Raw genomic sequence first — 23,419 nt, 5'->3', positions numbered from 1 at the left:
GTCCTGGCTTTCGATTGCTGTTCTCGGCCTCCTATTCTGCACATTTGCGTGAAACTCGATATTTGGCAGATGAGATGCCTGGAGCGGTGTCAATCATCACATGTGATTGTTTTGGATGAGTCGTTGGTGGTATGCGGGTGGGATCGAACACATTCGGAAATTCACCATGAAGACACTCACTCTCCGCCGCCCCGATGATTGGCACCTGCATCTGCGCGATGGCGCAGTCCTGCAAGGAGTGATCGGCGATACGAGCCGCCATTTCGCTCGCGCCATCATCATGCCGAACCTCGTGCCGCCGGTGGTGACGACGGCCGATGCGCGGGCCTATCGGGGTCGCATCCTCCAAGCCCTTCCCGAGGGCGACCGGTTCGAGCCGCTGATGACCCTCTATCTCACGGAACACACGGATCCGAACGATGTCGAAGAGGGCCGGAAAAGCGGCCTCATCACCGCCGTAAAACTTTATCCCGCTGGTGCCACGACGAATTCCCATGGCGGTGTCCGGGACATCGACAAAGCCATGCCGGTGCTGGAGCGCATGGCGAAGATCGGACTGCCGCTCTGCGTCCATGGGGAAGTGACGACGCCGGAGGTGGATATCTTCGACCGTGAAGCGGTGTTCATCGAAACGGTTCTCGACCCGCTGCGCCGGCGCCTGCCCGAGCTCAAGATCACCATGGAGCACGTGACGACCGCAGACGGGATCGATTACATCAGGTCGTCCGGAAGCAATCTTGCCGGATCGATCACGACCCATCATTTGATCATCAATCGCAATGCCATCCTGGTCGGCGGCATTCGCCCCCATTATTATTGCCTGCCGGTCGCCAAGCGCGAGAACCATCGTTTGGCGCTCCGCTCCGCCGCGACGTCTGGCGACCCGCGTTTTTTCCTCGGTACCGATTCCGCTCCGCATGTCGACCCGCTGAAGGAGTGCGCCTGCGGTTGCGCCGGCATATACACCTCCGTAAATACCATGAGCTGCCTGGCCCACGTATTCGAGCAGGAAAATGCCCTGGACAAGCTTGAGGCATTCACTTCGCTCAACGGTCCGGCATGGTATGGGCTGAAGCCAAATGAGGAAGTGATCACTCTTGAAAAGCGGGACCAGCCGGTGAACTTTCCAACCAAACGCGACACAGAGGCTGGGCCGATTACAGTCTTCGATCCGATGTTTCCGTTGCATTGGGAAGTTCTCTAGAAAGACGCTTCCAATCAGCCCGGCGGCGTGACCGCATTCCTGACGGGTGGTTTCTGCACCTCCTATGCGGCATTCGTTCCCGCCGTTATTTACTGCATCGTCTGGCGCGCCGGCCCGCTTGCTGCTATTGCGGCCCGTGGTTGTCAAACAGGAGCGGGCGCATGATTCAGACCACATTTCCGGAACGCGGCGTAATGGCCGAACTGATGGCGAAGATGCTCTGGGAAATCGGAGCGGTGCATTTCAGCGCCGACAAGCCCTACAAGCTTTCCTCCGGCATGATGAGCCCGGTCTATATCGACTGCCGCAAGCTGATCTCTTATCCGCGCATCCGTTCGGCGATCATGGATTTTGCCGCCGCGACGGTGATGCGCGATGCCGGCTTCGAGAGGTTCGATTGCGTGGCAGGTGGCGAGACTGCCGGCATTCCCTTCGCAGCCTTTCTCGCTGAACGGCTCGGTTTGCCGATGATCTACGTCCGCAAGGCGCCAAAAGGTCATGGCCGCAATGCCCAGATCGAAGGTCATATGCCAGATGGAGCCCGCGTTCTGGTCATCGAAGATCTGACGACCGCCGGCGGCAGCATGTTCAAGTTCATCGACGCGATCCGCGCTGCCGGCGGTGTGGTCGATCATGGTATCGCGCTCTTTTTCTACAGCATCTTCCCGGAAGCCGAACAGCGGTTCTCGAACGGCAAGGTCCAGCTTCACCATATCGCGACGTGGCGCAACGTGCTGGCTTTCGCCCGGGAAGCCAAGCTGTTCGATCACAAAACGCTCTCCGAAGTCGAAGCGTTTCTCGATGCGCCGCTGGCCTGGTCCGGGCGCAACGGTGGCGTCAGCGAACTTGCTCTCTGAATTTTTGCTCTGGCAATTTTACAAAAGCTCGCTTAATCGATTGAAATACAGCTTGGACTGGCGCGGGAGGACCCCATGATTTTGTGCTGCGGCGAAGCCCTGATCGACATGCTCCCGCGTGAGACCACGCGCGGGGAAAACGGCTTTGCGCCTTACGCGGGCGGAGCGGTCTTCAACACCGCCATTGCGCTTGGCCGGTTGGGACAGCCCGCGGCCTTCTTCACCGGTCTCTCGGACGACATGATGGGCGATATTTTGCGCGATACCTTGCGCAAGAGCCAAGTGGATTTTAGCTACTGCGCGACGCTTTCCAGACCGACCACCATCGCCTTCGTGAAGCTGGTCGACGGCCATGCCTCCTATGCCTTCTATGACGAGAACACCGCTGGTCGGATGATCACCGAGGCGGACCTGCCCGCTCTCGGGGAGGACTGTGAAGCGTTGCATTTCGGTGCAATCAGCCTCATTCCCGAACCCTGTGGCTCGACCTATGAAGCCCTGATGGTGCGGGAGCATGCAAAGCGGGTCATATCGCTGGATCCGAACATCCGTCCCGGCTTCATCAAAGACAAGGCATCCCACATGGCGCGTATCCGCCGTATGGCGGCGATGTCCGATATCGTCAAGTTTTCGGACGAAGATCTGGTCTGGTTCGGCCTTGAGGGCGACGAGGAGACGCTAGCCCGCCACTGGCTGCATCACGGCGCGAAGCTGGTGGTCGTCACGCGGGGCGCACAAGGTGCTGCCGGCTACACGGCCAATCATAAGGTGACGGTGCCCAGCGAGAAGGTAACGGTCGTGGATACTGTCGGCGCGGGAGACACGTTCGATGCCGGTATCCTGGCATCACTCAAAATGCAGAACCTCCTGACCAAGGAACAGGTCGCCAATCTCTCGCAAGACCAGATTGCCAAGGCTCTGGCACTCGGGGCAAAGGCCGCGGCGATTACTGTTTCGCGTGCCGGCGCCAACCCGCCTTTCGCCCACGAGATGGGTCTGTAAGACAACCATATGCCGTTGGGATAGAATAGGGCGTGTGAACCCGTCCCTCTGCCGGCAGTGCAGAGGGACTTGAGTGGCACAGCGGCACAGCTCGTATCTGACCATTCCGGCGGAAGGCGGACAAGCCGCCCTGCGGTTGGCTATTTCTTCAATTCCGCCAACGCCTGCACCAGCCCCTGCGTTGAGCTGTCATGTCTTGCGGCGCTTTCCTTGCCTTCGATGACCGGCAGCAGGCCCGTTGCAAGCTCCTTGCCGAGCTCCACGCCCCATTGGTCGAAAGAGTTGATGCGGAACAACACGCCTTCCACGAAGACGCGGTGTTCATAAAGTGCGATCAGCCGGCCGAGCGCGAACGGCGTCAGCTTGTCATATACGAAGGTGATCGAGGGCCGGTTGCCGTTAAAGACGCGGTGTGGGGCGATAAAATCGGCCTTCTTCTCGTCCATGCCCTTGGAGGTCAGCTGTTCCTTGGCTTCGTCGAATGTCCGGCCCTTCATCAGCGCTTCGGATTGCGCTAGGCAGTTGGCGATCAGCAGTTCGTGCTGATGGCGCAGATGCGGTTCGAATCCGTTGGCGGCGATCATGAATTCGGCGGGGATGATGCTCGTGCCCTGATGGATCAGCTGATAGAAAGCGTGCTGGCCGTTGGTGCCGGGCTCGCCCCAGACAACCGGGCCGGAATTGCCTTCGACCGGTTTGCCGTCGATGGTCACGCCCTTGCCGTTCGATTCCATGTCGAGCTGCTGCAGATAGGCGGGGAAACGGAGGAGCCGCTGGTCGTAGGGCAGGATGGCGCGGGTAGGGTAGCCTAGGACGTTTCGGTGGTAGAAGCCAAGCAGGCCGAGGAGCATCGGCAGGTTCTGGCGGGTCGGCGCGGTGCGGAAATGGGTGTCCATCGCATGGGCGCCATCCAGGAATTTGCCGAAATTTTCGGCCCCGATCGCAATCATCAGCGGCAGGCCGATCGCAGACCAGATCGAGTAGCGGCCGCCGACCCAATCCCAGAAGCCGAACACGCGATCGCTTTCGATGCCGAAAGCCGCAACCTTGTCGAGCGCGGTGGAGACGGCCGCAAAATGATGCTTCACCGCCGCCTCTCCGAGTTTTTCGGCGATAAAGGCACGGGCAGAAGCCGCATTGGTCATGGTCTCGATCGTCGTGAAGGTCTTCGAGGCAATGATGAACAGGGTCGTTTCGGCATCGAGCAGCTTCAGCGTGTCGGCGATATGCGCGCCGTCGACATTCGAGACGAAATGCGCGCGGGGGCCATCATGGAAAGGAGCAAGCGCAAGCGTCGCCATGACAGGGCCGAGATCGGAGCCGCCAATGCCAATATTGACGACGTCGGTGATTTTTTTGCCCGTAGCGCCTTTCAGCACGCCCGCGCGGACGCCGTCGGCAAACGCGCCCATGGCGGCGAGGACGGCGTTGACGTCCGGCATGACATCCTTGCCGTCAACCAGAACCGGCCTGTTTGACCGGTTGCGGAGTGCGGTATGCAATACGGCACGCCCTTCGGTAAAGTTGATCGGAACGCCCGAAAACATTTCTTCGCGTTTTTTGGCGACGCCTCCGACTTCGGCAAGCCTTTCGAGGAGCAACAGGATCTCGCTGTTCACCGCCGTTTTGGAATAGTCCATCAGCAGGTCATCGAAGGTCGCGCTGAACCTCTCAAAGCGACTGGAATCGGCAGCGAACGCAGCGCGAATATTGGTGGCATTGGTTTTAGCCACAGCGGATTTCAGGTCTTGGATGATGGCCTGCATGGAAGTTCCTCGCGGTCGGGGAAATGATGAACGGGAACCTATTCGCTTTCCCGGTCAAATCAACCCATTTGGAGCCGTTGCCCGGCAGCTTCTACTGGCCGACGGCCGTCGTCACTGTGTTGCCGGCTGCCGTTCCAAGGCGAAGGATCTGTTCGTCGTAGGACCGGCGCGTCGCGGGATCGAAGACCGCGATCGGGGTGCTGACCGCGACGCTCGCCGCGCCTCCGACCGTTTGCGCAGCACCGAGCGCCACAGCGCCAAGGCGGTCACCGAGCCCAACATCCGAGTCCGTAACCGCCTGGCCGGCGATCAGCCGGTTGCCGATCAGCTGCACCACTTCCGGACTTTCGGCGAATTTCCCGTGATTGAGGCGATCGCCACCCTTCAGAGCCGTAAGGTCGAGGACAACGATGCCGGCTTTCTCGAATTCCGTGCGGTAAGGCTCAACGGTCGGATCGACCTGTCCCAGGCGGTCGATATTACCGGAGATCCGCCGGGACAGACTGAGCGCCCGGTCGTCGCGGGAAACGAAAAGCGTGAAATGCGGGCGCTTTTGACCGAGTTCGGCAAGCTGCTGGCCGAAGACGTCGACGTCGAGATCGGGAGAAGCCAGAATGACGTTCTGGATCTTCGGGGCGACGTGTCCGTCGCGGATTGCCATCTGCCGTAGCGCCTCGACCGTCAGCCAGGAGCCCATCGAATGCGCCATGATGGTGACCTCACCGACGCTCGGCTCCTTGGCCAGGCGATGCAGCATCTCTTCGAGCGCATCGCGCGAATAGTTCGTGCTTTCCTTGTCGTAGTTATAGGCAAAGATGCTGCCGCGTGAGGGCCAGGTGAACAGCACCGGCGCCACATCCGCCTTGGAATCGTGGACGATCTGAGCGAACCGGTAGACCGCGTCCTCGTAGCGGTTGTTGAACCCGTGCACGAAGACCATCACCCGGCGGCTTTTCGGCAGGTGTTGCCTCAGCCAGCCCTGAGCACCGGTCCGGTCGAGCGGCGTTACCGATACTGTCGCAAATTCCTTGGCGGGATTGGCGGGCAGTTTGGCAGGCCATTGAACCTGGCCGACCTTGCGGGCGCTGTCGGAAGGAATGGAGACAGAGATTTCCGTGACCTGAGGCTCCTTGCCGCGTTCCCCGGAAAACAGCACTCCCGGTGTATCGGTTGGTCGCCGGGTCGTGGCCACGAGGACATCGACCTTGATGGCGCCATCGGCCCGAACCGCAGTCGGGATCAACACGCCCTCAGGTCGTCCAGCACAGCTCGACAAGACAGCCAGTGTCGCGACGACGGCAATCAGACGAAGCGGATAAACGGCGCGGCTACCCAAGTGAACTCCAACTTATTCTTTGTCCACCCCCACGACAAGCGCTAGCCAAGGGCTACGCCGGCGTCCATAGCCAGGGCTTCGATTCAGGCCGTCGGGGCGTACCTTGGTGTCGATCTGTCGCCGCAATGCAACGGCGGTCAGCCGCGCAGCTCGCGCCGCAGGATCTTCCCAACATTCGATTTGGGCAGTTCGTTGCGGAATTCGATAAAGCGCGGCCGCTTGTAATTCGTCAGGTTTTCGATGCAATGGGCCTTGATCTGCGCTTCCGTCAGGTTCGGGTCCTTTTTGACCACGAAGAGTTTGACCGCCTCGCCGGAATGTTCGTCCGGTATTCCGATCGCAGCGCATTCGAGTACGCCAGGATGTTTGGCAACGACCTCTTCAACCTCGTTCGGATAGACATTGAAGCCCGACACCAGGATCATGTCCTTCTTGCGGTCAACGATCTTCGTATAACCCTGGCGGTCCATGTAGCCCATGTCGCCGGTCCGGAAGAAGCCGTCCGCAGTCATGACTTTGGCGGTTTCATCCGGACGGTTCCAGTATCCGGCCATGACCTGAGGCCCCCGGATGCAGATTTCACCGACGCCGCCAAGTTCGACTTCCGCACCGTCGTCATCGCGGATCGAGATTTCCGTCGACGATATCGGCAGCCCGATCATGCCGCTGAATTCGGTTGCGTCGAGCCGGTTTGCGGTGGCGACCGGAGAGGTCTCCGACAGGCCATAACCTTCGGTGATCTGGCAGCCGGTCATCTTCAGCCAGCGCTCGGCGACCGGGCGCTGCACCGACATGCCGCCGCCAAAGACGAGCAGCAGCGACGAGAAGTCGAGTTTCTGGAAATCCGGGTTGTTCATCAGCGCATTGAACAGCGTGTTGAGTCCGGGAAAGATGTGGATCTTGTACTTCTGAAGTTCCTTGACGAAGGCCGGGATATCGCGCGGATTGGCAATCAGGATGTTGTGGCTGCCGGTTGCGACGCCCATCAGCGAATTCACGGTCAATGCGAAGATATGGTAGAGAGGCAGGGCGCAGAGGAACTGGAGCTGATCCGGCCGCGGCTTCGTCAGGAACGCCGTCTCGAGCCAGGTCGCCATCTGCTCCTTGTTGGCGAGCAGGTTGGAATGGGTGAGGATTGCTCCCTTGGAGATACCTGTCGTGCCGCCGGTATATTGCAGGAAAGCGATGTCGCGGCCATGCACCTCGACCGGGTTCACGGTCAGCCGCGCGCCCTCGGCACGCACCTGCTTGAAGCTCTTGGACGAGGCAAGCGACCATTCCGGCACAAGCTTCTTTATCTTGCGCACGACCACATTGACGATATGTCCCTTGAGGCCCAGCATGTCGCCCATGGTTGCAACAACCACATGCTTCACTTCGGTGTTCGGCAAGGCCTGCTGCACGGTATGGGCGAAATTCTCCAGGACGAAGATTGCCTTGGCGCCGGCATCCTTCAACTGATGCTCCAGCTCCCGCGGCGTATAGAGGGGGTTGACGTTGACGACGACCAGGCCAATGCGGAGGATACCGTAGACGATCACCGGGTTCTGGAGGATGTTCGGCAGCATCACCGCGACGCGGTCGCCCTTAACCAGCCCCTGCGCCTGCAGCCAAGCCGCGATCTTGCGGCTTTCCGCTTCAAGCTGCCGGAAGGTGAGGGTCTTTCCCATGCTCGAAAATGCTGGCCGGTCCGCAAAGCGCGAGCAGCTGTCTTCGAAAAGCTCACCTAGCGAGCGATGGGTCAGAGGTGGAATTTCCTCCGGTACCGTCGGGGGATAGGAGGCCAGCCAGATCTTGTCGGGATTGGCGTCGGTGCGTGCAGTGACTTCGCTCATGTGAAACCTCCTCCATCATTCTTCTTGTTGTTCCGCGCTTTCCCTACGCGTGCGGCAAAGTCCTCCACCCTGCCGCGAGAAACAGATTATGCCATGGTCCTACAACGTAAAGCCATAGTGGTCATTTTTAACAGCTATCTAACCTTAACGTAAACGTCAATGCATCTGCCAACCTGGCCGCGCACGTTTGCGGGCCGGCCAGGAACATATGGGATGGCGGAGCGTTTCCACTCAAGTGATACGAGGAAACCAAGGAGGTGCGTTATGCTGCATCATGAACCCCGGGCCGGCCAGGATCCCTACGTCAAGGATACGCCGTCGCTGATTGCCAGCGACAAGGTGGAAGGGACCCGCGTCTATGGCGCAGACGGCAAGCACATCGGCTCGATCGAGCGCGTGCTGCTCGAAAAACGCGGCGGCCGGGTAGCCTATGCAGTCCTGAGCTTCGGCGGCTTCCTGGGGATTGGTGACGATTATTACCCGCTGCCCTGGGAAAAGCTGCGTTACGACGAAGAACTCGACGGCTACCGCATCGATCTGACCAAGGACCAGATCACGGGCGCGCCGCGCTATCGCGATCTGGACGATGATACCTGGTACAATGACAAGGGCCGGACGATCTACGACTATTACGGCGTGCCGCCCTATTGGATGTAAATCGGTCGTGAGAAGCTTCAGGAGGCTCCGCCATTCGCGGGGCCTCTTTTCATTTGTTTAAAACTATTCTGGCACGCTGCCGTCCGCCCCGATGGAAAACGGGGCGAGAGGACGGCAAATGGGCATGATGGCGGACAAGGCGGGCGGCGTCCGGGATCTGGAACGGGAGGACCTGCCGTCGGTTGCTCAACTGTTTCAGAAGACCTTCCGCGACTCTGAGCCCTTGCGGCCGTCGATGATCCAGTATTTCCGCGATATCTATTTCGATCATCCCTGGTATGACGACGACATCCGCTCGAAGGTTTTCGTCAGCGCCGCGGGCGAGGTCGAGGGATTCATAGGCGTTTTTCCATCGCGGCTGGAGTTCAACGGCAGATCGCTGCGGGCCGCGTTCGCTGGTTCGATGATGGTCGACCGGCCGGAACAGAACCCGCTGGCAGGTGCGCGCCTTCTGCGTTCGTTCCTGGCGGGTCCGCAGGACATATCGCTTACCGAAACCGCCAATGCGCTTGCCCTTGGCATGTGGCAGAAGCTCGCTCTGCCGCTCGATATCGCCTACAGCCTCAACTGGCTGCGCGTCCTGCGCCCTGCATCGGCTGCCGTCCAGGTTGCCGAACGTGCCGTTAAAGCTGCGCGCTTCCTGCGACCAGTCGGTGCATTGGCCGATGGATTGGTCGAGAAGATGGGCGTATCGCCGTTTCGTGCACCTAATGTCCACGGTGCAGGCCGGGCAAACTTCTGGGATGCGCCTCGCGAGGAGTTCATCGAGGCGGTTCTGAAACTTGCCGATACTTTCCCGCTGAAGCCTCAGTGGGACCGGCCGACGCTCGAATGGTTCATGGACCAGGCGGAACAGAAACGGCAATACGGAAAGCCGGTCTGGCGTATCGCGGAATCCCGCAGCGGCCAACTCGTTGGCTGTTATGTCTATTATGGCCGCCCGGGCGGGATCGCCTGGCTTCTGCAGGCGCTCTGCTCGCCGGCGGTTGCGGGCGATCTGGTGGAGGATCTTTTCGCTCACGCTGATGCCAGTGGTTGCGCCGCGATCCGTGGTGCCGGTCATCCCTGGCTGACGCCCGAGCTCATCAGCCGCAAGACGATATTTTACGGTCGCGCCTTCTTTGTCGCTCACGCCAAAGACAAGTCGCTATTGGAGCCGGTCAAAACGGGGCAAGGCCTGATCAGCGGTCTTGCCGGCGAAAACTGGACGCGCCTGATCGGCGACGACTTCGACTAAGGCGAGAGGAAAAAATGCGAGCGTTTTTCGGCGCTCGCACTTGCCCAAGCAAATAAGTCCGCCGGTTTACCCGAGCATGGTCAATGGCTGGGCGTGCAGGTACTCCGCGACCTTGCGCTTCGAGGCAATATTCCGCCAGACGGCATCCACCTGATCCGGCGTCAGCCCGGCGGCCTCGCCGACGGCTTCAGGGGCAATGCTGTTGTCGAGACCGTAGAGGCAAAGGTCCATCCGGTCGTAGGGCAGCGAGAAGTAATATTCGTCCTGACCCTGGGGCAGCGACCATGTATCGGTCGTAGGCGGGCGGCGGCGGATCTCGGCGGGCACACCGAGGGCCTCGGCAAGCTGGTAGACCTGGCTCTTGTAGAGATGCGCGATTGGCTTGAAGTCAGCCGCGCCATCGCCGTTCTTCACGAAAAATCCCTGGTCGTATTCCAACCGGTTCGGGGTGCCGGCCACCGCGGAGTTCAGGCGGTCGGCATGATAATATTCGATCTGCTTGCGTGTCCGCTGTTTCATGTTGGCGGCGGCGATCATGCCGAGATAGACGTCCAGCGGCATGCGATGGCGGCTCTGCTCGCCGGCAGGATTGGCGACCACCAGCCAGGAAATATTGTATCCGCGACCGGTCAACGCATCTTCTAGGACCACCTTGCAGCCCCAGCCCTCGCCGAATTCCGGCACGACCTGGCGGATGAAACCGTCGCGGCGGGTATAGCAACCTGCTGCCGCAAGGGCGGGGCCGATGTCCTCAAGGACCGTTTCGACGCCCACGGCATCGGCGAGCGCCCTGCCAAGGCGAAGGCTCTCGGGGTCGCTGTCATGTTCGGGCATGAAGATGCCGGTCACTTTTGCCGGCCCGAGCGCGCGGGCGCAAAGTGCCGCCGTGACGCTGGAATCGATACCGCCGGAAAGTCCGAGCACGGCGCCGCGTTTCCGGAGGTCCTTCGTCACCGTCTCGCGTATCCAATTTGAGATGCGCTCGATCTCCGCCTCCGCATCGAGCTTCAGCGTGTCTGGAGAGAACTTTCCCGTCTTCTCGGCAATTTTCATGGCTCGCATCATGCGACATTCCCCTGCGTCGGTTCGTTGTTGCTGTTGTTGGCGTTCAGCCTGATTTTTCCGGTGGTCGTTCTCGGCAAGGCGTCGCGGAACTCGACGCTTTTGGGCACCATGTAGTCTTCGAGCCGGCCTGCACAGTGCCGTATGATGTCGCGCTCGGTAAGGATCGCGCCTTGGCGGAGCACGACATAGGCGCGGATGACCTCGCCGAAGACCGGGTCCGGCACTCCGCCGACTGCGGCCTCGGCGATCTCGGCGATCTCGTAGAGCGCCCGCTCGACTTCCTGTGGGCTGACCTTTTCGCCGCGGGTCTTGATGATGTCGTCGCGCCGGCTGACGAAGTAGAGAAATCCGTCCTCATCGGCGCGGAACAGATCGCCAGTATAAAGACGCCGGCCGGTCGGGAGCGGCACGAGTTTTTCCAGTGTCGTCGGGGCGTCGCGCCAATAGCCAAGCATGACATGAGGCCCCTCGACGACCAATTCGCCGATCGTGCCCGGTGATGCCGGGTTTCCGTCTTCATCGACCACATAGGCCCGGGTACCGGGGATGGCTTTCCCCGCGGACAGGGGGCGGTGAGTGGCTTCTGCCGGCGGGAGATAGGTGGCGCGCATGCATTCCGTCTGCCCATACATCAGGAAGAGCTGAGTCTCCGGAAATAGATGCCGTAGCCGTTCGGTGAAGGCGGGCGGCATGGCGGCCGCCGCGCTCGTCATGTAGCGTAGGTGCGGCAGGGAGCCCGGCTCGAGATCCTTCATGCCGACGACGAGCGCGGCCATGGGTGGAACGAGAGGAAACCCGGTCACCTTTTCCTGCGCCAGCCGCTCCAGGATCTTGCGAGGGAAGGCGAAGCTCTTTTCCAGGATCAGCGTGCCGCCGACCATGATCATGGTGACGACCTGCGTGATGCCGTAACCAAAGGAAAGCGGCAGAACGTTCAGGACAATATCCTCGGCGGTATTGCCGAGATAGCTGACGATCGATTGGCAGGCCGCATTCACATTGGCATGGGACAGCATCACGCCCTTCGGCTTTCCCGTGGAGCCGGAAGTATGGATCAGCAGCGCGAGGCTGTCGCTGTCTTCGAGTATCTCGATTGGCGCGCTCGGGACACCATCGACGGCGTCTTCGAAACGCAGGGTCGGGCCGCTCTCTTCACGCACCTCGCCCTGGGCCACGAAGACGGCCGGACGAATTTTTGTCGCGGCAACCGCCGTTTCGACCGTCGGCTGCAGCCGGGCCTGGGTAATGACGGCGGACGCTTCGGTACTGTCGAGGATGGCAGCCAGCTTGTCCGCTTTGATGGAAGGATAGAGTGGGCAGGGGACGGCGCCCGTCTTCCAGGCGCCGAAGAAACCCAAAACAGCCTCCGGGCCATTGTCAAGGAGCATCAGGACGCGATCCCCGGGCTGCACTCCGTTGCGGCCGAGGCTTTCTGCCAGGCGATCCGAACGGGCATCGAGTTCCCCATAGGTGAGGCGGGTGTCGCCTGCCACAAGCGCCGTCTTGCCGGCAAAGCGCCGGGCACTGTCGCGAAGCCTCGCCTCAAGCCGCATCACTGGTCGCCTTTTCGGTCAGTCAGGCAGCGACAGGAAGCTTGTTTGCGAGGTATCTTGTCATGTTGTCGACGCTGTCGAGATTTTCCGGGATGATTTCCTCGTCAGCCACCGTGATGCCATAGGTGCTTTCGAGAAAGGCAATCAGCTCGAGAACCCCTGTGGAGTCGATCACGCCGGTATCGAGCAGAGACTGGCTGTTGGAAATATCGGCATCGGCGCGAAAGAGGAAGTTCTCGGCAATAAACTCGCGCACGGTACCTGTGAAACGTTCAGTCATCGAACAGCCCCTTCAAAAAGCCACACCATGCCCCTTCGAGCCGCCGGGACCGAAGACACATTGGTTTTACTGCGGCTATCCTTTGCCGATAGTCCTGAATCTTTCGCTAAAGCATCCGTGTTGTTTTGAACTGTTCCCGATTTTGCATCCAAAAGCGACGTTCTGCGTTGTGTCAGACTTCAAATAAGGAGACCGGTAATGGCAAAACGGGAACTGATCGATACGGGCACGGACAAGCGCTATGTCCGACGTGATGACAACGGCCGCTTCAAGGAATCCGACGACGTCGGGCGCTCGCTGGCTCAAGATGTGCGCAAAACCGCCAGGACGAAGGCAAAGGCGGGCGAGGGCGATAGAGGCGATCGCCCGCGCTGACAGTGCCCGGTGAAGATCGCGACCTTCAATGTGAACGGCGTCAACGGTCGCCTTGACATTCTTCTCGACTGGCTTGAGGAGGCGCGGCCGGATGTCGTCTGCCTGCAGGAACTGAAGGCTCCACAACAGAAGTTTCCAATTTCAGCCATCGAGAAGGCCGGTTACGGCGCCATCTGGCATGGTCAGAAGAGCTGGAACGGCGTCGCCATTCTCGCTCACGACACCGATCCGATAGAGACGCGGCGCGGCCTTCCCGACAATATGGACGATGAGCACAGCCGCTATATCGAAGCGGCTGTCGGGGGCGTGTTGATTGCATGCCTTTATGCGCCGAACGGCAATCCGGCGCCCGGACTTAAATTCGACTACAAGCTCGCCTGGTATCAGCGCTTCCTGATCCATGCCCGAGCTCTGCTGGATACAGGCGCTCCCGTTGTTCTCGCGGGTGACTACAACATCATTCCGACCGACCTTGACGTCTATGCGCCAGAACGATGGCGCGACGACGCGTTGTTTCGTCAGGAGGTGCGGGATGTTTTTACCGAGCTTCTAGATCAGGGTTGGACGGACGGGCTTCGCAGTCTCCATCCGGATGAGCGCATCTATACCTTCTGGGACTATTTCCGGAATGCCTGGGGTCGCGATGCCGGTCTCCGGCTTGATCACCTGTTGCTCAGCCCTTCGATCGCCGGCCGGCTGGAACATGCCGGCGTCGACCGCCATGTCCGCGGCAGGGATCATGCCAGCGATCACGCGCCGGCCTGGATAGAAATCTCCGACTAGGAGAGAGCGAGCGACATTTCCGATTGCGTGAGGGTGCTTTTACTCCAGCCGATCCGCTGCATGAAGCTGTCGAAAAGCCCGGCCGGGACGTTCTCGATGACATACATCTTGCGACCCGGATAACAGGCGGCGAGCGCATCGGCGAGCGACCGGCCCAGACCTCGACTGCGATAGGCCGGATCGACAGCAAAGCCATAGAGACGCACATCCGCGCCGCTGTCGTCAACCAGCGCTGCCGCCTTGCCTTCCAGGGCAACTCCTATAAGAGGCGGCTTGGCCTGCCGAAAGGAGACGGGATCCGTCTGCCAGGTGGGGCCGGCATCGGAAAATCGGAATAGCATTTCGACCGCTGTTCCGAGATCGCATTCCTCAGCCGGGGCGACGTCTGGCACCGGAAGGGTCGCAGCCCGACTGAAGCCCACCAGCGTCCGGGTGATTTGAAAGCCGAGCGCCAAGTAGAGGTCGCGGGCCCTGGCGTTCGAATCGATGACCTCCAGGATTAGCTCCCTTTCGCCGCGGCCGCGGGCGGCTTCTATGGCGTCCTGCATGACGCGCCGGCCGAATCCCCTGGAACGGATGGTCGGGCCAACACCGAGCGCACTGATGCGCGAGCGGTCGCCTCGCCTCGAAATGAGCAGAATGCCGGCGGGCCTGCCGCCGTCGAAGAATACTTCGCTGATGTCAGTGTCGACATCCTCCCGGGCGATACGAAGTGCCAAGGCCTCCGGCCTGACGCTGACCGGCACGACATAGCCGACGAAGCCTTCCGTAAAGGCCTTGGCCGCTTCATCCAGCGAACAGGCTGAAAGCGGGCGACGAGTGACGGCCGCATTCTGATCCATCGATTGTGCCTCCGGCGTTACAGCGCGTTGGTAGGACTGCCCTTTTCGAAGTTTTCTAGATGGCTGACGACTTGCGCCCAAAGCGTCTGCATTGCCTCGTCGCTCGCCCAAGCGACATGCGGCGTAACGATGACGTTTGGTCGGTCGAGGATCGTCAGCAGCGGATTGTTCGGCAAGGGAGGCTCCTTTGTCAGCACGTCGAAACCGGCACCGGCAATCAGCCCCTCGTCGAGTGCCGTTACCAGATCGGCTTCATTCACCAGCCCGCCGCGCGCCGTATTGATGATCAGCGGCTTCCGTTTCATCCGGCGGAATTCCTCTATCCCGATCAGGTTGCGGGTCGTCGGCGTGAGCGGCATATGGAAGCTGATGATATCGGCGGTCTCCAATACCTCGTCAAAGCCGGTGTAGCCGGGTCCGACCGTTTCTGCGTCCTTGCGGGCAGCGAAAACCACGTTCATGCCGAAGGCGTCAGCGATTTTCGCCACGGACTTGCCGAGCGTGCCGCGCCCGAAAATGCCGAGCGTCGAGCCCGCGAGGTCGCGGATCGGATGCGTGAAGAAGCAGAACTGGTTGGCGCGCTGCCATTCGCCGCCGATCACGTCCTGACGGAAGCCGACGATCGATCGGCGCAGCGCAAAAATCAGCGCGAATGTGTGCTCGGGCACGGTATTGACGGCGTAGCCGCGCACGTTGGAAACTATTATGCCGCGTTCCTTGGCAAAGGCGAGATCGATCACGTCATAGCCGGTGGCGGCCACCGCAATCATCTTCAGCTTCGACGCGCCGTCGATAGCCCCCTCGCGGACCGGCGCCTTGTTGGTGATGACGATGTCGGCATCGGCAATACGTGCGGGCACGTCCTCCGGTGCCGTTTTGCCATACTCCACCCACTCATGCGCAAAGGCAGGCCGGGTAATCTCGACGGATGGCCCGATCGTATCGCGGTCGAGAAAAACCACCTTCAGCATTGCCTGAAATCCCACATGGATCAATTCCTCTCCCCTGGCCCAAGGCACTGGCCGCATTCGATTTCTCGTATATCATCCTGCCCGCCATCCGGAAGGCAAAAGTGCGGAGAGGGGAATGCGGGAGGTGCTGGAACTCGATTGCGTCGTCATCGGCGGCGGCGTGGTGGGGCTTGCAGTGGCGCGTGAATTGGCGATCGCCGGCCGCGAGGTCGTGCTTCTCGAAGCCGAGCCGATGACCGGCAGCGTGACGTCTTCCCGCAACAGCGAAGTGATTCATGCCGGTCTCTATTATCCCACCGGCAGTCTCAAGGCCGAACTCTGCGTTGCCGGAAAACGCCGGCTCTACGAGTATTGCAGGGAGCGGCATATTCCGCACAAGCGATGCGGCAAGCTCATCGTCGCCTCCAGCGAGCCGGAGGTTGCCTATCTCGAAAAGCTTCTGAAGCAGGCAGATGCCAACGGAGTCGAGGACTGTTCCCTGATCGATGGCATGGATTTGTCCCGGCTGGAGCCGCAGATCACGGGCTTCGCAGCCCTCGTCTCCCCTTCCACAGGCATCATCGATAGTCATCGTCTGATGGAAGCCTATATTGGCGATATCGAGGCTCGCGGCGGCGCGATCGTGCTGAATTCCCCCGTGCTGGGTGGGGAGCTTTTACCCGGTATCGTGCGGCTCCGGGTGGGTGGGCGCGATCCGGTCGAGGTCGAGGCCAGGTTGGTGGTGAATGCCGCTGGTTTGAACGCCTGGGCCGTGTCGGAAAGCATTCTCGGCCTTGAGCGAACGACGGTGCCGGAGCGCCATTACGCGAAAGGCTGCTATTTTTCACTTGCGGGCACGGCCCCCGCCGGACGATTGATCTATCCCGTTCCGGAGCCCGGCGGGCTTGGCGTGCATCTCACGCTCGATATGGCGGGACAGGCGAGGTTCGGTCCGGATGTCGAGTGGGTGGAGACGATCGACTATGACGTCGACCCTCGGCGGGCCGACAGGTTCTATGCTGCAATCCGCCGCTACTGGCCGGCTCTGGCGGAGGGCGCGCTGCAGCCGGCCTATTCCGGCATGCGGCCCAAAGTGATGGGGCCGGAAGCGGGAGGCGGCGGCGATTTCATCATTCAGGGACCGGACGCAACCGGCCATCCCGCCTATGTCGCGCTTTACGGTATCGAATCCCCCGGCCTGACGGCCTCCATGGCGATCGCGGAGCGGGTTAGACGCCTGATTTAGGCTGAACCTCGAAGAGACCCCCTCATCCGGCCCTTCGGGGTGAGGGGGCAGCGTTAAGCGACTATCTCAAAACGCCGCCCGCTTGTCCCGCTTCGCAAGCCGGCCAAGCAGGTAGTCCACCTCCGCCTTGGCCGTAGCCGAAAGCATCTGCGCCGGCTTGCGCTGCACGTCCGTGGCGATGACGCCGCGCCGCTTCAGCACATGCTTGCGCACGGCAAGGCCGACGCCCACTTGCTGTTCGTAGCGGATCAGCGGCAGATGGGCGTCGAAGAGGTCGTGGGCCTCGTCCCGCTTCCCGTCCGCAAAGAGGCCGATGAGTTCCGTCAGCATGTCCGGGAAACCATAACCGGTCATTGCGCCGTCAGCGCCGCGCTCCGGTTCGAAATCGAGGAACATGCCGCCATTGCCGCAAAGGATAGAGAAGGGCCGCAGGTCTCCAGCCTTCTGCAAGGCGCGAAGCCTGGAGATTTTTTCGAGCCCTGGCCAGTCCTCATGTTTCAGCATCAGGCAGGAGGGATGGTTGGAAATGATCTTCGCGATCACGCCGGGCGACATCACGACGGTCAGCGTCAGCGGGTAATCCTGCAGCACCCAGGGCACGTCGTCGCCGACTGCTTCGACGGCGCCGGCGAAGTAATTGACTATCTGGTCGTCGGTGCGGAGCGACGGCGGCGGTGCGATCATCACCCCTGCCGCTCCCATTTCCATGGAATCGCGCGCCAGGGATCGCATGCCGGCAAAGCCCGGTGCAGAGACGCCGACGATCACCGGTACCGTGGCGTGCGAGACGACGCGTTTGACGATTGTCCGGCTCTCCTCCGGCTCAAGCTTGGGCGCTTCGCCCATGATGCCGAGGATGGTAATGCCGGTGCAGCCGCTTTCCTGGTAAAAGTCGGTCAACCGGTCGACCGAGTTGAAGTCGATTGCCCCGTCTTCCGTAAATGGCGTGGTCGCAATTGCATAGACGCCTTTGGATTCCACGCCGAATGTCATTTCTGGCTGTCCTTCCAGGCCTGATAACGGGCCTTGGTTTCGGCATTCATGGGGTAAAGACCAGGCAGCGGTACGCCCCGGTCGACTTCGGTCATGATCCAGGCTTCCATTCGTTCCTGTTCGGGCGCCTCGGCCAGAACGGCATCGAGCAGCTTGGCCGGGATCAGAACCGCGCCGTCCTCGTCCACAACGACGATGTCATCCGGAAACACGGCAACACCACCGCAGGAAATCGGCTCCTGCCAGCCGACGAAGGTGAGGCCGGCGACCGACGGCGGCGCGGCAATACCATTGCACCAGACCTTCATGCCGCTGCCGAAAACACCTTCCGCATCGCGCAACACGCCGTCGGTAATCAGGCCTGCAACGCCGCGCTTGGCCATGCGGGCGCAGAGGATGTCGCCGAAAATACCGGCATCGGTCACGCCAAGTGCGTCGGCCACGGCCACGCACCCTTCCGGCATGGCTTCGATCGCGGCGCGGGTGGAGATCGGCGAAGACCAGCTTTCCGGCGTCGCGAGATCCTCGCGTGCCGGTACGAAGCGCAGCGTGAAAGCCTTACCCACGACGCGGCCCTGGCCGGCCTTCAGCGGCTTGGTGCCACGCATCCAGACGTTTCGCAGCCCCTTCTTCAAAAGCACCGTGGTCAGCGTGGCGGTGGAAACGCTCTTCAGCGTCTCGGTGATGTCAGGGTCCAGCGACATGAATTCTCCTCGGGAATTTCTTTGGGCCGCCACGGCCGGCGGCGGGCGATATTCCTTCGACCTGCTTCCGTCGTCAAGGAACAAGCGGAGGTATCCTGCGGGGCCAGAATGGTGTAACCGGCCATCGTTAAGAATACGCTAAATTAAGCCTCGCTTAAGGTTAAGGACTTACTCTCCTCAAATGGACAAGGGGATTTTCCGATTGGCCACTGCGCTGGCCGCCCTCGCATTCAACCTCGTAAGCCCCGCCGACGGGCTCGCCGGGCAAAAGCAGGTGTGGCGGGATACCAATGCCCCTCTCGTCATCGACGCCTACGAACTCAACGTCATCGACTGGCGGAAACTCCTCACCGACAAACGTATAGCCGGCTTCATCCACAAGGCCTCCGACGGGCTTCCGGAAAGCTACAGCTGCACCGGAAAACACGGCGGCGATACGGTGGCGCACTGCAAGACGATGTGGCGGAAGTACGCAGTGAGCCGTGAACTCTACCAGACGCGTCGCCTCGTCGCCCGCGGCGCCGGCCTCCTCTGGGGCGCCTATCATCTTGCGCGGCCGGGAAATCCGATCGACCAGGCAAATCACTTTCTGGATTATGCGGAGCCGGACGACAAGGATCTCATGGTTCTCGATCTTGAGGACCTGGACGACAAGTTCATGTCGCTCGAAGATGCCGAAATTTTTGCGCGGCATCTGAAGGCGAGAACCGGCCGCTACCCCATTCTCTATACGAACCACAGCGTCGCCCGATACATCGCGGCCCGGCGCAACGACTACAAGCTGTTGTCCCGGCTTCCGATCTGGTACGCCCGCTACAAGCCGGATGTTGCCCAGGTGTTTCCGATGGGAAGCTGGTCGAACTACTTTCTCTGGCAGTTTTCTTCTTCCTCGAACTGCTCGAAGCGGCATTGCCCGTACCGCGTCCCCGGAACCTCCACGGACATCGACGTCAATGTCGCCGGTATGGGTCTCGATGATCTGAAACGTGTCTGGGCAAAAGGCGAGCTTCTGCCGTCCAATACGCCTGATCCGGCGCTGATCGCAGAAGCGGACTTGCCCTACCGTCCATTCTGAACCGTCACATGGTGTGAAAATGGTGCCGCTTACGTGACTCGAACACGTGACCCCATCATTACGAATGATGTGCTCTACCGACTGAGCTAAAGCGGCACGGGCAGCGGACGGCTCGGCCGGGCTGCGAGTGATGCGGCTGATACAGGCAATGACCTGCAATTTCAAGCCGTGATTTGACCCGGTCTGCGATTTTCCTGTCGGCTGCGGCCGGAACCCGCGCTCAAAGCGCGAGCCGCTTCCGTGCCGCCTCGTATTCCCTCTCGAGCCGCCCGACAAGCTCGGCGACGGGAACCACTGCTTTCACCGCGCCCACGCCTTGTCCGGCACCCCAGATTTCCTTCCAGGCCTTCGGGCCGCTCACCGCCTGGTCGAAATCCATCTTGGTGGGGTCGGCGACCGGCAGAGCGTCGGGATCCATGCCCATCGCCTTGATCGAGCCTTTCAGATAGTTGCCGTGAACGCCGGTGAAGTAGTTGGAATAGACGATGTCGGCGGCGTTCGAATCGGCAATCATCTGCTTGTAGGCGTCGACCGCGCGGGCCTCCCGGGTGGCGATGAAGGGCGAACCGATATAGGCCATGTCGGCGCCCATTGCCTGTGCCGCGAGAATGCCGCCGCCCGTCGCGATCGCTCCGGCCAGCAACAAAGGCCCGTCGAACCATTCACGGATTTCCTGGACGAGCGCAAAGGGCGAAAGCGTTCCGGCATGGCCTCCGGCGCCTGCGGCAACGGCGATCAATCCATCTGCGCCTTTACGGATTGCCGAATTGGCGTGCCGGTTGTTGATGATGTCATGCAGCACGATGCCGCCGTAGGAATGCACCGCCGCATTGACCTCGGGTACAGCGCCAAGCGACGAGATGACGATCGGTACCTTGTATTTTACGCACATCATCAGGTCGTGTTCCAACCGCTTGTTGGACGTGTGCACGATCTGGTTTACGGCGAAGGGCGCAGAAGGCTTTTCAGGATTGGCGGCATCGTAGGCGGCGAGATCCTCGGTGATCATCGCGAGCCATTCGTCGAGCTGGCTTTCCGGCCGCGCATTGAGCGCCGGAAAGGCGCCGATGACACCTGCCTTGCATTGCGCCAGCGTCAGTTCCGGATGAGAGATGATGAAAAGTGGTGACGCGATCACGGGCAGGCGCAGCCTGTCCCTGAGGATTGCTGGAAGCATGCGGAAAAGAACCTCCCGATTGACGTTTACGCAAACGTAAGTCTGTCTAGCAGATCGGGTCGCGCAGGAAAAGCCGGTGGAAAAATTTCGGAACATTTGTCGCTCATTTCTTCCGGGAGCGCATGAGACATAACCTGACCTTATTTTTCAGCAGTGTGCGGCGCTTGCAGTTCCGCGTGAGAGAGGTTACCGAAACGTAAACTCCCGCGTATTGGGGAATGAGTAGAAGAAGGACCGGCAGTGAGCGGTTTGGAAACGGCCATCAGGAACGCGCTGGATCGCTCCAACAGAGCGGACCGGGAAACCAGGGTTCGAATTTATCAGTCGGCGCGGCAGGCGCTTGATGCCGGCCTTCGCAAGCAGGGCGTGACCGATCGGCTGATCATCATGCAGCAGCATGAGCTGCTGGAAGACAAGATCCATCAGATCGAGACGGAGGAAGTGCGTCGGCTGACCGAGGCAGCGCCACCGCCCGAGATCGAACTCGAGACCGAGCTTCCCTATATCCCCGCCTCCGAGCCGGTTGCGCCGCCCGTGGTTGTCGCAGCTCAGCAGCGGGCAGAGCTCGGGCCGGACGTGACGCTCGGTGGCGAAACGCGCTCTGCCGCATTCTCAACGCCCCACGCCGCTCACCACGTTGCCCCCGTCACCTCCGAGGCCTCGCCCGTGGCGCCGGTTGCCGCACCCGTTACGACATCCGCGCCGGAGACTTTCGTGGCGCGCGAAGGTGATCTTGGCCGGATTGCCGTCGATCGTGATGAACGCATTGAAGCTGGACCGCCGGTCAAGGAGTCGAAGCCGGGAAAAGCCGGGAAAAGCCGGCCCGAACCCTCCGGCACAGGGCTGGACGTGCCGCCGGAGCGGGCCGCCAAACCGCGCAAGCGCCGCGGTTTCCTGTCGCATCTTCTTACGTGGTTGATCACCCTCGGCGTTGTCGGTGGCGCCTGCTGGTGGTTCTACCAATCCGGAATGGTCCAGTCGTTCATCGAGGAGGCAATGAAGGTTGCCGATCAGTCTCTGAGCCGTCAGCAGACAGGGCAGGAGGCAGGAGGTTTCGATCCGCGCAACGGGTTTTCCGACGATTGGGTGGAAATTTTCGTTCCTTCCGACATCGCGAAGCTGAAGCCCGCCGGTCAGGCGCGCGTCGAAGCCGTGGCCGGAGCGGAGGGACAGGCGGTCCGTATCCTCTCGACGACCACTGGCGAGGGAGGCGACGTCTCAATCGAAGTGCCGGCCGAAGTGCTTCGCGAAATGGCCGGCAAAAGCTCGACCGTGGCGCTGACGTTGCAATCTGCGCAGGATCGCTCCGTGCAGCTGTCGGTACGTTGCGACTTCGGAAGCCTCGGCAACTGCAGCCGTCATCGCTTCACTGCCACCCAGGAAAAGCTGGAGGCGCTTTTCCGCGTCACATTCGAGCGCTCGTTGGCCCCGAACGCTCCCGGTCGCCTGGTCATCAATACCGGTCTCGACGGGCCTGATCTGCCGGTACTGCTTTATTCGGTCCGCATCCTGCCGGGACAATAGTTCTTATTTCAGGAATTTCGGCCCCTGGCCGAGAATCTTGTGGTCGATCTCACCAATGGCGCTCTTGTCCTTGCCCTCGTAATCGAGCGCCAGCAGCATGTGGCGAATGACATTGAGCCGGGCGCGGCGCTTGTCGTTGGCCAGCAGGATCGTCCAGGGCGTCTCCTGCGTGTGGGTCTTTTCGAGCATGATGTCACGCTTTTTGGTATAGTCGTGCCACTTGTCGAGCGCGGCGATGTCCATCGGCGAGAGCTTCCAGATCTTCAATGGATCGTGCCGGCGGTCGTGGAAGCGCTTGAGCTGCATCTCGCGGCCGATATCCAGCCAGAATTTGAAGAAGATGATGCCCTCGTCGTGGATCGTATCTTCGAACCGCGGCACTGCCTTTAGGAAATCCTCGTATTGTTGGGGCGTGCAGAAGCCCATAACCGGTTCCACTCCGGCCCGGTTGTACCAGGACCGGTCGAAGAGGACGATTTCTCCCGCCGTCGGAAAATGTGCGACGTAGCGCTGGAAATACCACTGCCCGGCCTCTGTCTCCGTCGGTTTATTTAGAGCAACGACGCGGGCCGAGCGCGGATTGAGATAGGCATGGATCGAAAAGATGGTGCCGCCTTTGCCGGCGGCGTCCCGCCCTTCGAACAATGCCATTAGCCGCTTTCCGGTGGCCTTCAGCCAGAACTGCACTTTCACGAGCTCGATCTGCAGTTGTTCAAGCTGCTTTTCGTATTTGTCCTTGTCCATCTTGTCGTCATAGGGATAGCCGCCCGAGGCTAGCGACACGTCCTCGATCCAGTCCGGCAGAACGGGATCATCTATGTCGAACCGTCTGAGCTTGCCGTCGATTTCCAGATTGACTGCCCGGTTCCCCGTCGGATCCGCCATGGTTTATCCCTCCGATGTGCTGGTTTCCCCATATGTAGAGCAGCTTCAATGTTCGGGCACCATCGGGCGGCCA

At 60.8% G+C, this 23,419-nt stretch carries 22 protein-coding genes and 1 tRNA gene; 10 read left to right on the top strand and 13 right to left on the bottom strand.

Annotated features, from left to right (window positions below; translation table 11 throughout):
- The first annotated feature begins 166 nt into the window (after positions 1-166).
- The 3 genes from pyrC (at position 167) to EDE05_RS01920 (ending at position 3,063) form a co-directional block, all read left to right on the top strand.
- Positions 167-1,204, top strand: coding sequence for a dihydroorotase (gene pyrC, locus EDE05_RS01930; RefSeq protein WP_134099645.1), 1,038 nt, complete (start codon positions 167-169; stop codon positions 1,202-1,204).
- Between the two features lie 161 nt (positions 1,205-1,365).
- On the top strand, positions 1,366-2,061 hold the full coding sequence (locus EDE05_RS01925; RefSeq protein WP_134099642.1) for an orotate phosphoribosyltransferase: 696 nt from the start codon (positions 1,366-1,368) through the stop codon (positions 2,059-2,061).
- Between the two features lie 75 nt (positions 2,062-2,136).
- Positions 2,137-3,063, top strand: coding sequence for a carbohydrate kinase (locus EDE05_RS01920; RefSeq protein ID WP_112797434.1), 927 nt, complete (start codon positions 2,137-2,139; stop codon positions 3,061-3,063).
- 140 nt (positions 3,064-3,203) lie between these two features.
- Here the strand turns inward: EDE05_RS01920 and pgi are convergent, their stop codons facing one another.
- The 3 genes from pgi to EDE05_RS01905 form a co-directional block, all read right to left on the bottom strand.
- The gene (gene pgi, locus EDE05_RS01915; protein WP_134099639.1) at positions 3,204-4,829 is read right to left on the bottom strand and encodes a glucose-6-phosphate isomerase; all 1,626 of its coding nucleotides are present in this window, start codon (positions 4,827-4,829) and stop codon (positions 3,204-3,206) included.
- Positions 4,830-4,920: 91 nt separating this feature from the next.
- Positions 4,921-6,075, bottom strand: a complete 1,155-nt coding sequence (locus EDE05_RS01910; RefSeq protein ID WP_245519851.1) for an alpha/beta hydrolase — start codon at positions 6,073-6,075, stop codon at positions 4,921-4,923.
- 227 nt (positions 6,076-6,302) lie between these two features.
- Positions 6,303-8,000: a long-chain fatty acid--CoA ligase gene (locus EDE05_RS01905; protein WP_134099633.1), complete on the bottom strand. Its 1,698-nt coding sequence runs from the start codon at positions 7,998-8,000 to the stop codon at positions 6,303-6,305.
- Positions 8,001-8,264: 264 nt separating this feature from the next.
- On the opposite strand from EDE05_RS01905, the gene EDE05_RS01900 reads away from it, so the two are divergent.
- Together EDE05_RS01900 and EDE05_RS01895 are read left to right on the top strand one after the other, a co-directional pair.
- A complete protein-coding gene (locus EDE05_RS01900; protein ID WP_105370517.1) occupies positions 8,265-8,657 on the top strand; it encodes a PRC-barrel domain-containing protein in 393 nt (130 codons plus the stop codon).
- Positions 8,658-8,775: 118 nt separating this feature from the next.
- Positions 8,776-9,894 (top strand): hypothetical protein, encoded by a 1,119-nt coding sequence (locus tag EDE05_RS01895; protein ID WP_134099630.1) that lies wholly within the window; start codon positions 8,776-8,778, stop codon positions 9,892-9,894.
- 66 nt (positions 9,895-9,960) lie between these two features.
- Here EDE05_RS01895 and nadE read toward each other — a convergent pair whose 3' ends face one another.
- Genes nadE through EDE05_RS01880 form a run of 3 tightly spaced genes read right to left on the bottom strand, consistent with a single transcriptional unit; the run spans position 9,961 to position 12,792 of the window.
- A complete protein-coding gene (gene nadE, locus EDE05_RS01890) occupies positions 9,961-10,959 on the bottom strand; it encodes an NAD(+) synthase (protein WP_245519842.1) in 999 nt (332 codons plus the stop codon).
- On the bottom strand, positions 10,956-12,512 hold the full coding sequence (locus EDE05_RS01885; RefSeq protein WP_134099627.1) for a class I adenylate-forming enzyme family protein: 1,557 nt from the start codon (positions 12,510-12,512) through the stop codon (positions 10,956-10,958). Before EDE05_RS01885 ends, nadE begins: the two co-directional genes overlap by 4 nt.
- Positions 12,513-12,534: 22 nt before the next feature.
- On the bottom strand, positions 12,535-12,792 hold the full coding sequence (locus tag EDE05_RS01880) for an acyl carrier protein (RefSeq protein WP_112797419.1): 258 nt from the start codon (positions 12,790-12,792) through the stop codon (positions 12,535-12,537).
- 198 nt (positions 12,793-12,990) lie between these two features.
- Here EDE05_RS01880 and EDE05_RS26675 point away from each other — a divergent pair, with 198 nt between their 5' ends.
- Positions 12,991-13,167, top strand: a complete 177-nt coding sequence (locus EDE05_RS26675) for a hypothetical protein (RefSeq protein WP_165924081.1) — start codon at positions 12,991-12,993, stop codon at positions 13,165-13,167.
- A 9-nt stretch (positions 13,168-13,176) separates the two neighbouring features.
- Complete coding sequence (gene xth, locus EDE05_RS01875; RefSeq protein WP_134099624.1) at positions 13,177-13,950, top strand: exodeoxyribonuclease III; 774 nt, start codon at positions 13,177-13,179, stop codon at positions 13,948-13,950.
- Here the strand turns inward: xth and EDE05_RS01870 are convergent.
- Together EDE05_RS01870 and EDE05_RS01865 are read right to left on the bottom strand one after the other, a co-directional pair.
- Positions 13,947-14,792, bottom strand: coding sequence for a GNAT family N-acetyltransferase (locus tag EDE05_RS01870; RefSeq protein WP_134099621.1), 846 nt, complete (start codon positions 14,790-14,792; stop codon positions 13,947-13,949). The two genes, xth and EDE05_RS01870, sit on opposite strands and share 4 nt — an antisense overlap.
- Before the next feature lie 17 nt (positions 14,793-14,809).
- Positions 14,810-15,820, bottom strand: a complete 1,011-nt coding sequence (locus EDE05_RS01865) for a D-2-hydroxyacid dehydrogenase (protein WP_245519841.1) — start codon at positions 15,818-15,820, stop codon at positions 14,810-14,812.
- A 58-nt stretch (positions 15,821-15,878) separates the two neighbouring features.
- On the opposite strand from EDE05_RS01865, the gene EDE05_RS01860 reads away from it, so the two are divergent.
- On the top strand, positions 15,879-16,988 hold the full coding sequence (locus EDE05_RS01860) for an NAD(P)/FAD-dependent oxidoreductase (RefSeq protein ID WP_134099618.1): 1,110 nt from the start codon (positions 15,879-15,881) through the stop codon (positions 16,986-16,988).
- 66 nt (positions 16,989-17,054) lie between these two features.
- Here the strand turns inward: EDE05_RS01860 and EDE05_RS01855 are convergent, their stop codons facing one another.
- Both EDE05_RS01855 and EDE05_RS01850 read right to left on the bottom strand, forming a co-directional pair.
- Positions 17,055-17,981, bottom strand: a complete 927-nt coding sequence (locus tag EDE05_RS01855; RefSeq protein ID WP_134099615.1) for a dihydrodipicolinate synthase family protein — start codon at positions 17,979-17,981, stop codon at positions 17,055-17,057.
- On the bottom strand, positions 17,978-18,685 hold the full coding sequence (locus EDE05_RS01850; RefSeq protein WP_105370525.1) for a ribonuclease activity regulator RraA: 708 nt from the start codon (positions 18,683-18,685) through the stop codon (positions 17,978-17,980). The genes EDE05_RS01855 and EDE05_RS01850 overlap by 4 nt, the downstream gene beginning before the upstream one ends.
- Before the next feature lie 274 nt (positions 18,686-18,959).
- On the opposite strand from EDE05_RS01850, the gene EDE05_RS01845 reads away from it, so the two are divergent.
- Positions 18,960-19,760, top strand: a complete 801-nt coding sequence (locus tag EDE05_RS01845; protein ID WP_245422747.1) for a GH25 family lysozyme — start codon at positions 18,960-18,962, stop codon at positions 19,758-19,760.
- Between the two features lie 20 nt (positions 19,761-19,780).
- On the opposite strand, the gene EDE05_RS01840 is transcribed toward EDE05_RS01845, so the two are convergent.
- Together EDE05_RS01840 and EDE05_RS01835 are read right to left on the bottom strand one after the other, a co-directional pair.
- A tRNA-Thr gene (locus EDE05_RS01840) sits at positions 19,781-19,856 on the bottom strand.
- A 124-nt stretch (positions 19,857-19,980) separates the two neighbouring features.
- Positions 19,981-20,937, bottom strand: a complete 957-nt coding sequence (locus EDE05_RS01835; RefSeq protein ID WP_134099612.1) for a nitronate monooxygenase family protein — start codon at positions 20,935-20,937, stop codon at positions 19,981-19,983.
- Positions 20,938-21,177: 240 nt separating this feature from the next.
- On the opposite strand from EDE05_RS01835, the gene EDE05_RS01830 reads away from it, so the two are divergent.
- Positions 21,178-22,461, top strand: coding sequence for a hypothetical protein (locus EDE05_RS01830; RefSeq protein ID WP_134099609.1), 1,284 nt, complete (start codon positions 21,178-21,180; stop codon positions 22,459-22,461).
- 3 nt (positions 22,462-22,464) lie between these two features.
- Here EDE05_RS01830 and ppk2 read toward each other — a convergent pair whose 3' ends face one another.
- Complete coding sequence (gene ppk2 / locus EDE05_RS01825; RefSeq protein WP_134099606.1) at positions 22,465-23,346, bottom strand: polyphosphate kinase 2; 882 nt, start codon at positions 23,344-23,346, stop codon at positions 22,465-22,467.
- Between the last annotated feature and the right edge of the window lie 73 nt (positions 23,347-23,419).

It is taken from the genome of Neorhizobium sp. R1-B, from assembly GCF_004368875.1.
GTDB classification, from domain to species: Bacteria; Pseudomonadota; Alphaproteobacteria; order Rhizobiales; family Rhizobiaceae; genus Neorhizobium; species Neorhizobium huautlense.
Note: the sequence above shows the minus strand (reverse complement) of the source record. Positions and strands in the feature narration are given on the sequence as shown.

Bases quoted from the DNA above. Each gene is read 5' to 3' on its own strand.
- pyrC (WP_134099645.1), top strand. From the start codon at position 167: ATGAAGACACTCACTCTCCGCCGCCCCGATGATTGGCACCTGCATCTG.
- EDE05_RS01925 (WP_134099642.1), top strand. From the start codon at position 1,366: ATGATTCAGACCACATTTCCGGAACGCGGCGTAATGGCCGAACTGATG.
- EDE05_RS01920 (WP_112797434.1), top strand. From the start codon at position 2,137: ATGATTTTGTGCTGCGGCGAAGCCCTGATCGACATGCTCCCGCGTGAG.
- pgi (WP_134099639.1), bottom strand. From the start codon at position 4,829: ATGCAGGCCATCATCCAAGACCTGAAATCCGCTGTGGCTAAAACCAAT.
- EDE05_RS01905 (WP_134099633.1), bottom strand. From the start codon at position 8,000: ATGAGCGAAGTCACTGCACGCACCGACGCCAATCCCGACAAGATCTGG.
- EDE05_RS01900 (WP_105370517.1), top strand. From the start codon at position 8,265: ATGCTGCATCATGAACCCCGGGCCGGCCAGGATCCCTACGTCAAGGAT.
- EDE05_RS01895 (WP_134099630.1), top strand. From the start codon at position 8,776: ATGGGCATGATGGCGGACAAGGCGGGCGGCGTCCGGGATCTGGAACGG.
- nadE (WP_245519842.1), bottom strand. From the start codon at position 10,959: ATGATGCGAGCCATGAAAATTGCCGAGAAGACGGGAAAGTTCTCTCCA.
- EDE05_RS01885 (WP_134099627.1), bottom strand. From the start codon at position 12,512: ATGCGGCTTGAGGCGAGGCTTCGCGACAGTGCCCGGCGCTTTGCCGGC.
- EDE05_RS01880 (WP_112797419.1), bottom strand. From the start codon at position 12,792: ATGACTGAACGTTTCACAGGTACCGTGCGCGAGTTTATTGCCGAGAAC.
- EDE05_RS26675 (WP_165924081.1), top strand. From the start codon at position 12,991: ATGGCAAAACGGGAACTGATCGATACGGGCACGGACAAGCGCTATGTC.
- EDE05_RS01870 (WP_134099621.1), bottom strand. From the start codon at position 14,792: ATGGATCAGAATGCGGCCGTCACTCGTCGCCCGCTTTCAGCCTGTTCG.
- EDE05_RS01865 (WP_245519841.1), bottom strand. From the start codon at position 15,820: ATGCGGCCAGTGCCTTGGGCCAGGGGAGAGGAATTGATCCATGTGGGA.
- EDE05_RS01860 (WP_134099618.1), top strand. From the start codon at position 15,879: ATGCGGGAGGTGCTGGAACTCGATTGCGTCGTCATCGGCGGCGGCGTG.
- EDE05_RS01855 (WP_134099615.1), bottom strand. From the start codon at position 17,981: ATGACATTCGGCGTGGAATCCAAAGGCGTCTATGCAATTGCGACCACG.
- EDE05_RS01850 (WP_105370525.1), bottom strand. From the start codon at position 18,685: ATGTCGCTGGACCCTGACATCACCGAGACGCTGAAGAGCGTTTCCACC.
- EDE05_RS01835 (WP_134099612.1), bottom strand. From the start codon at position 20,937: ATGCTTCCAGCAATCCTCAGGGACAGGCTGCGCCTGCCCGTGATCGCG.
- ppk2 (WP_134099606.1), bottom strand. From the start codon at position 23,346: ATGGCGGATCCGACGGGGAACCGGGCAGTCAATCTGGAAATCGACGGC.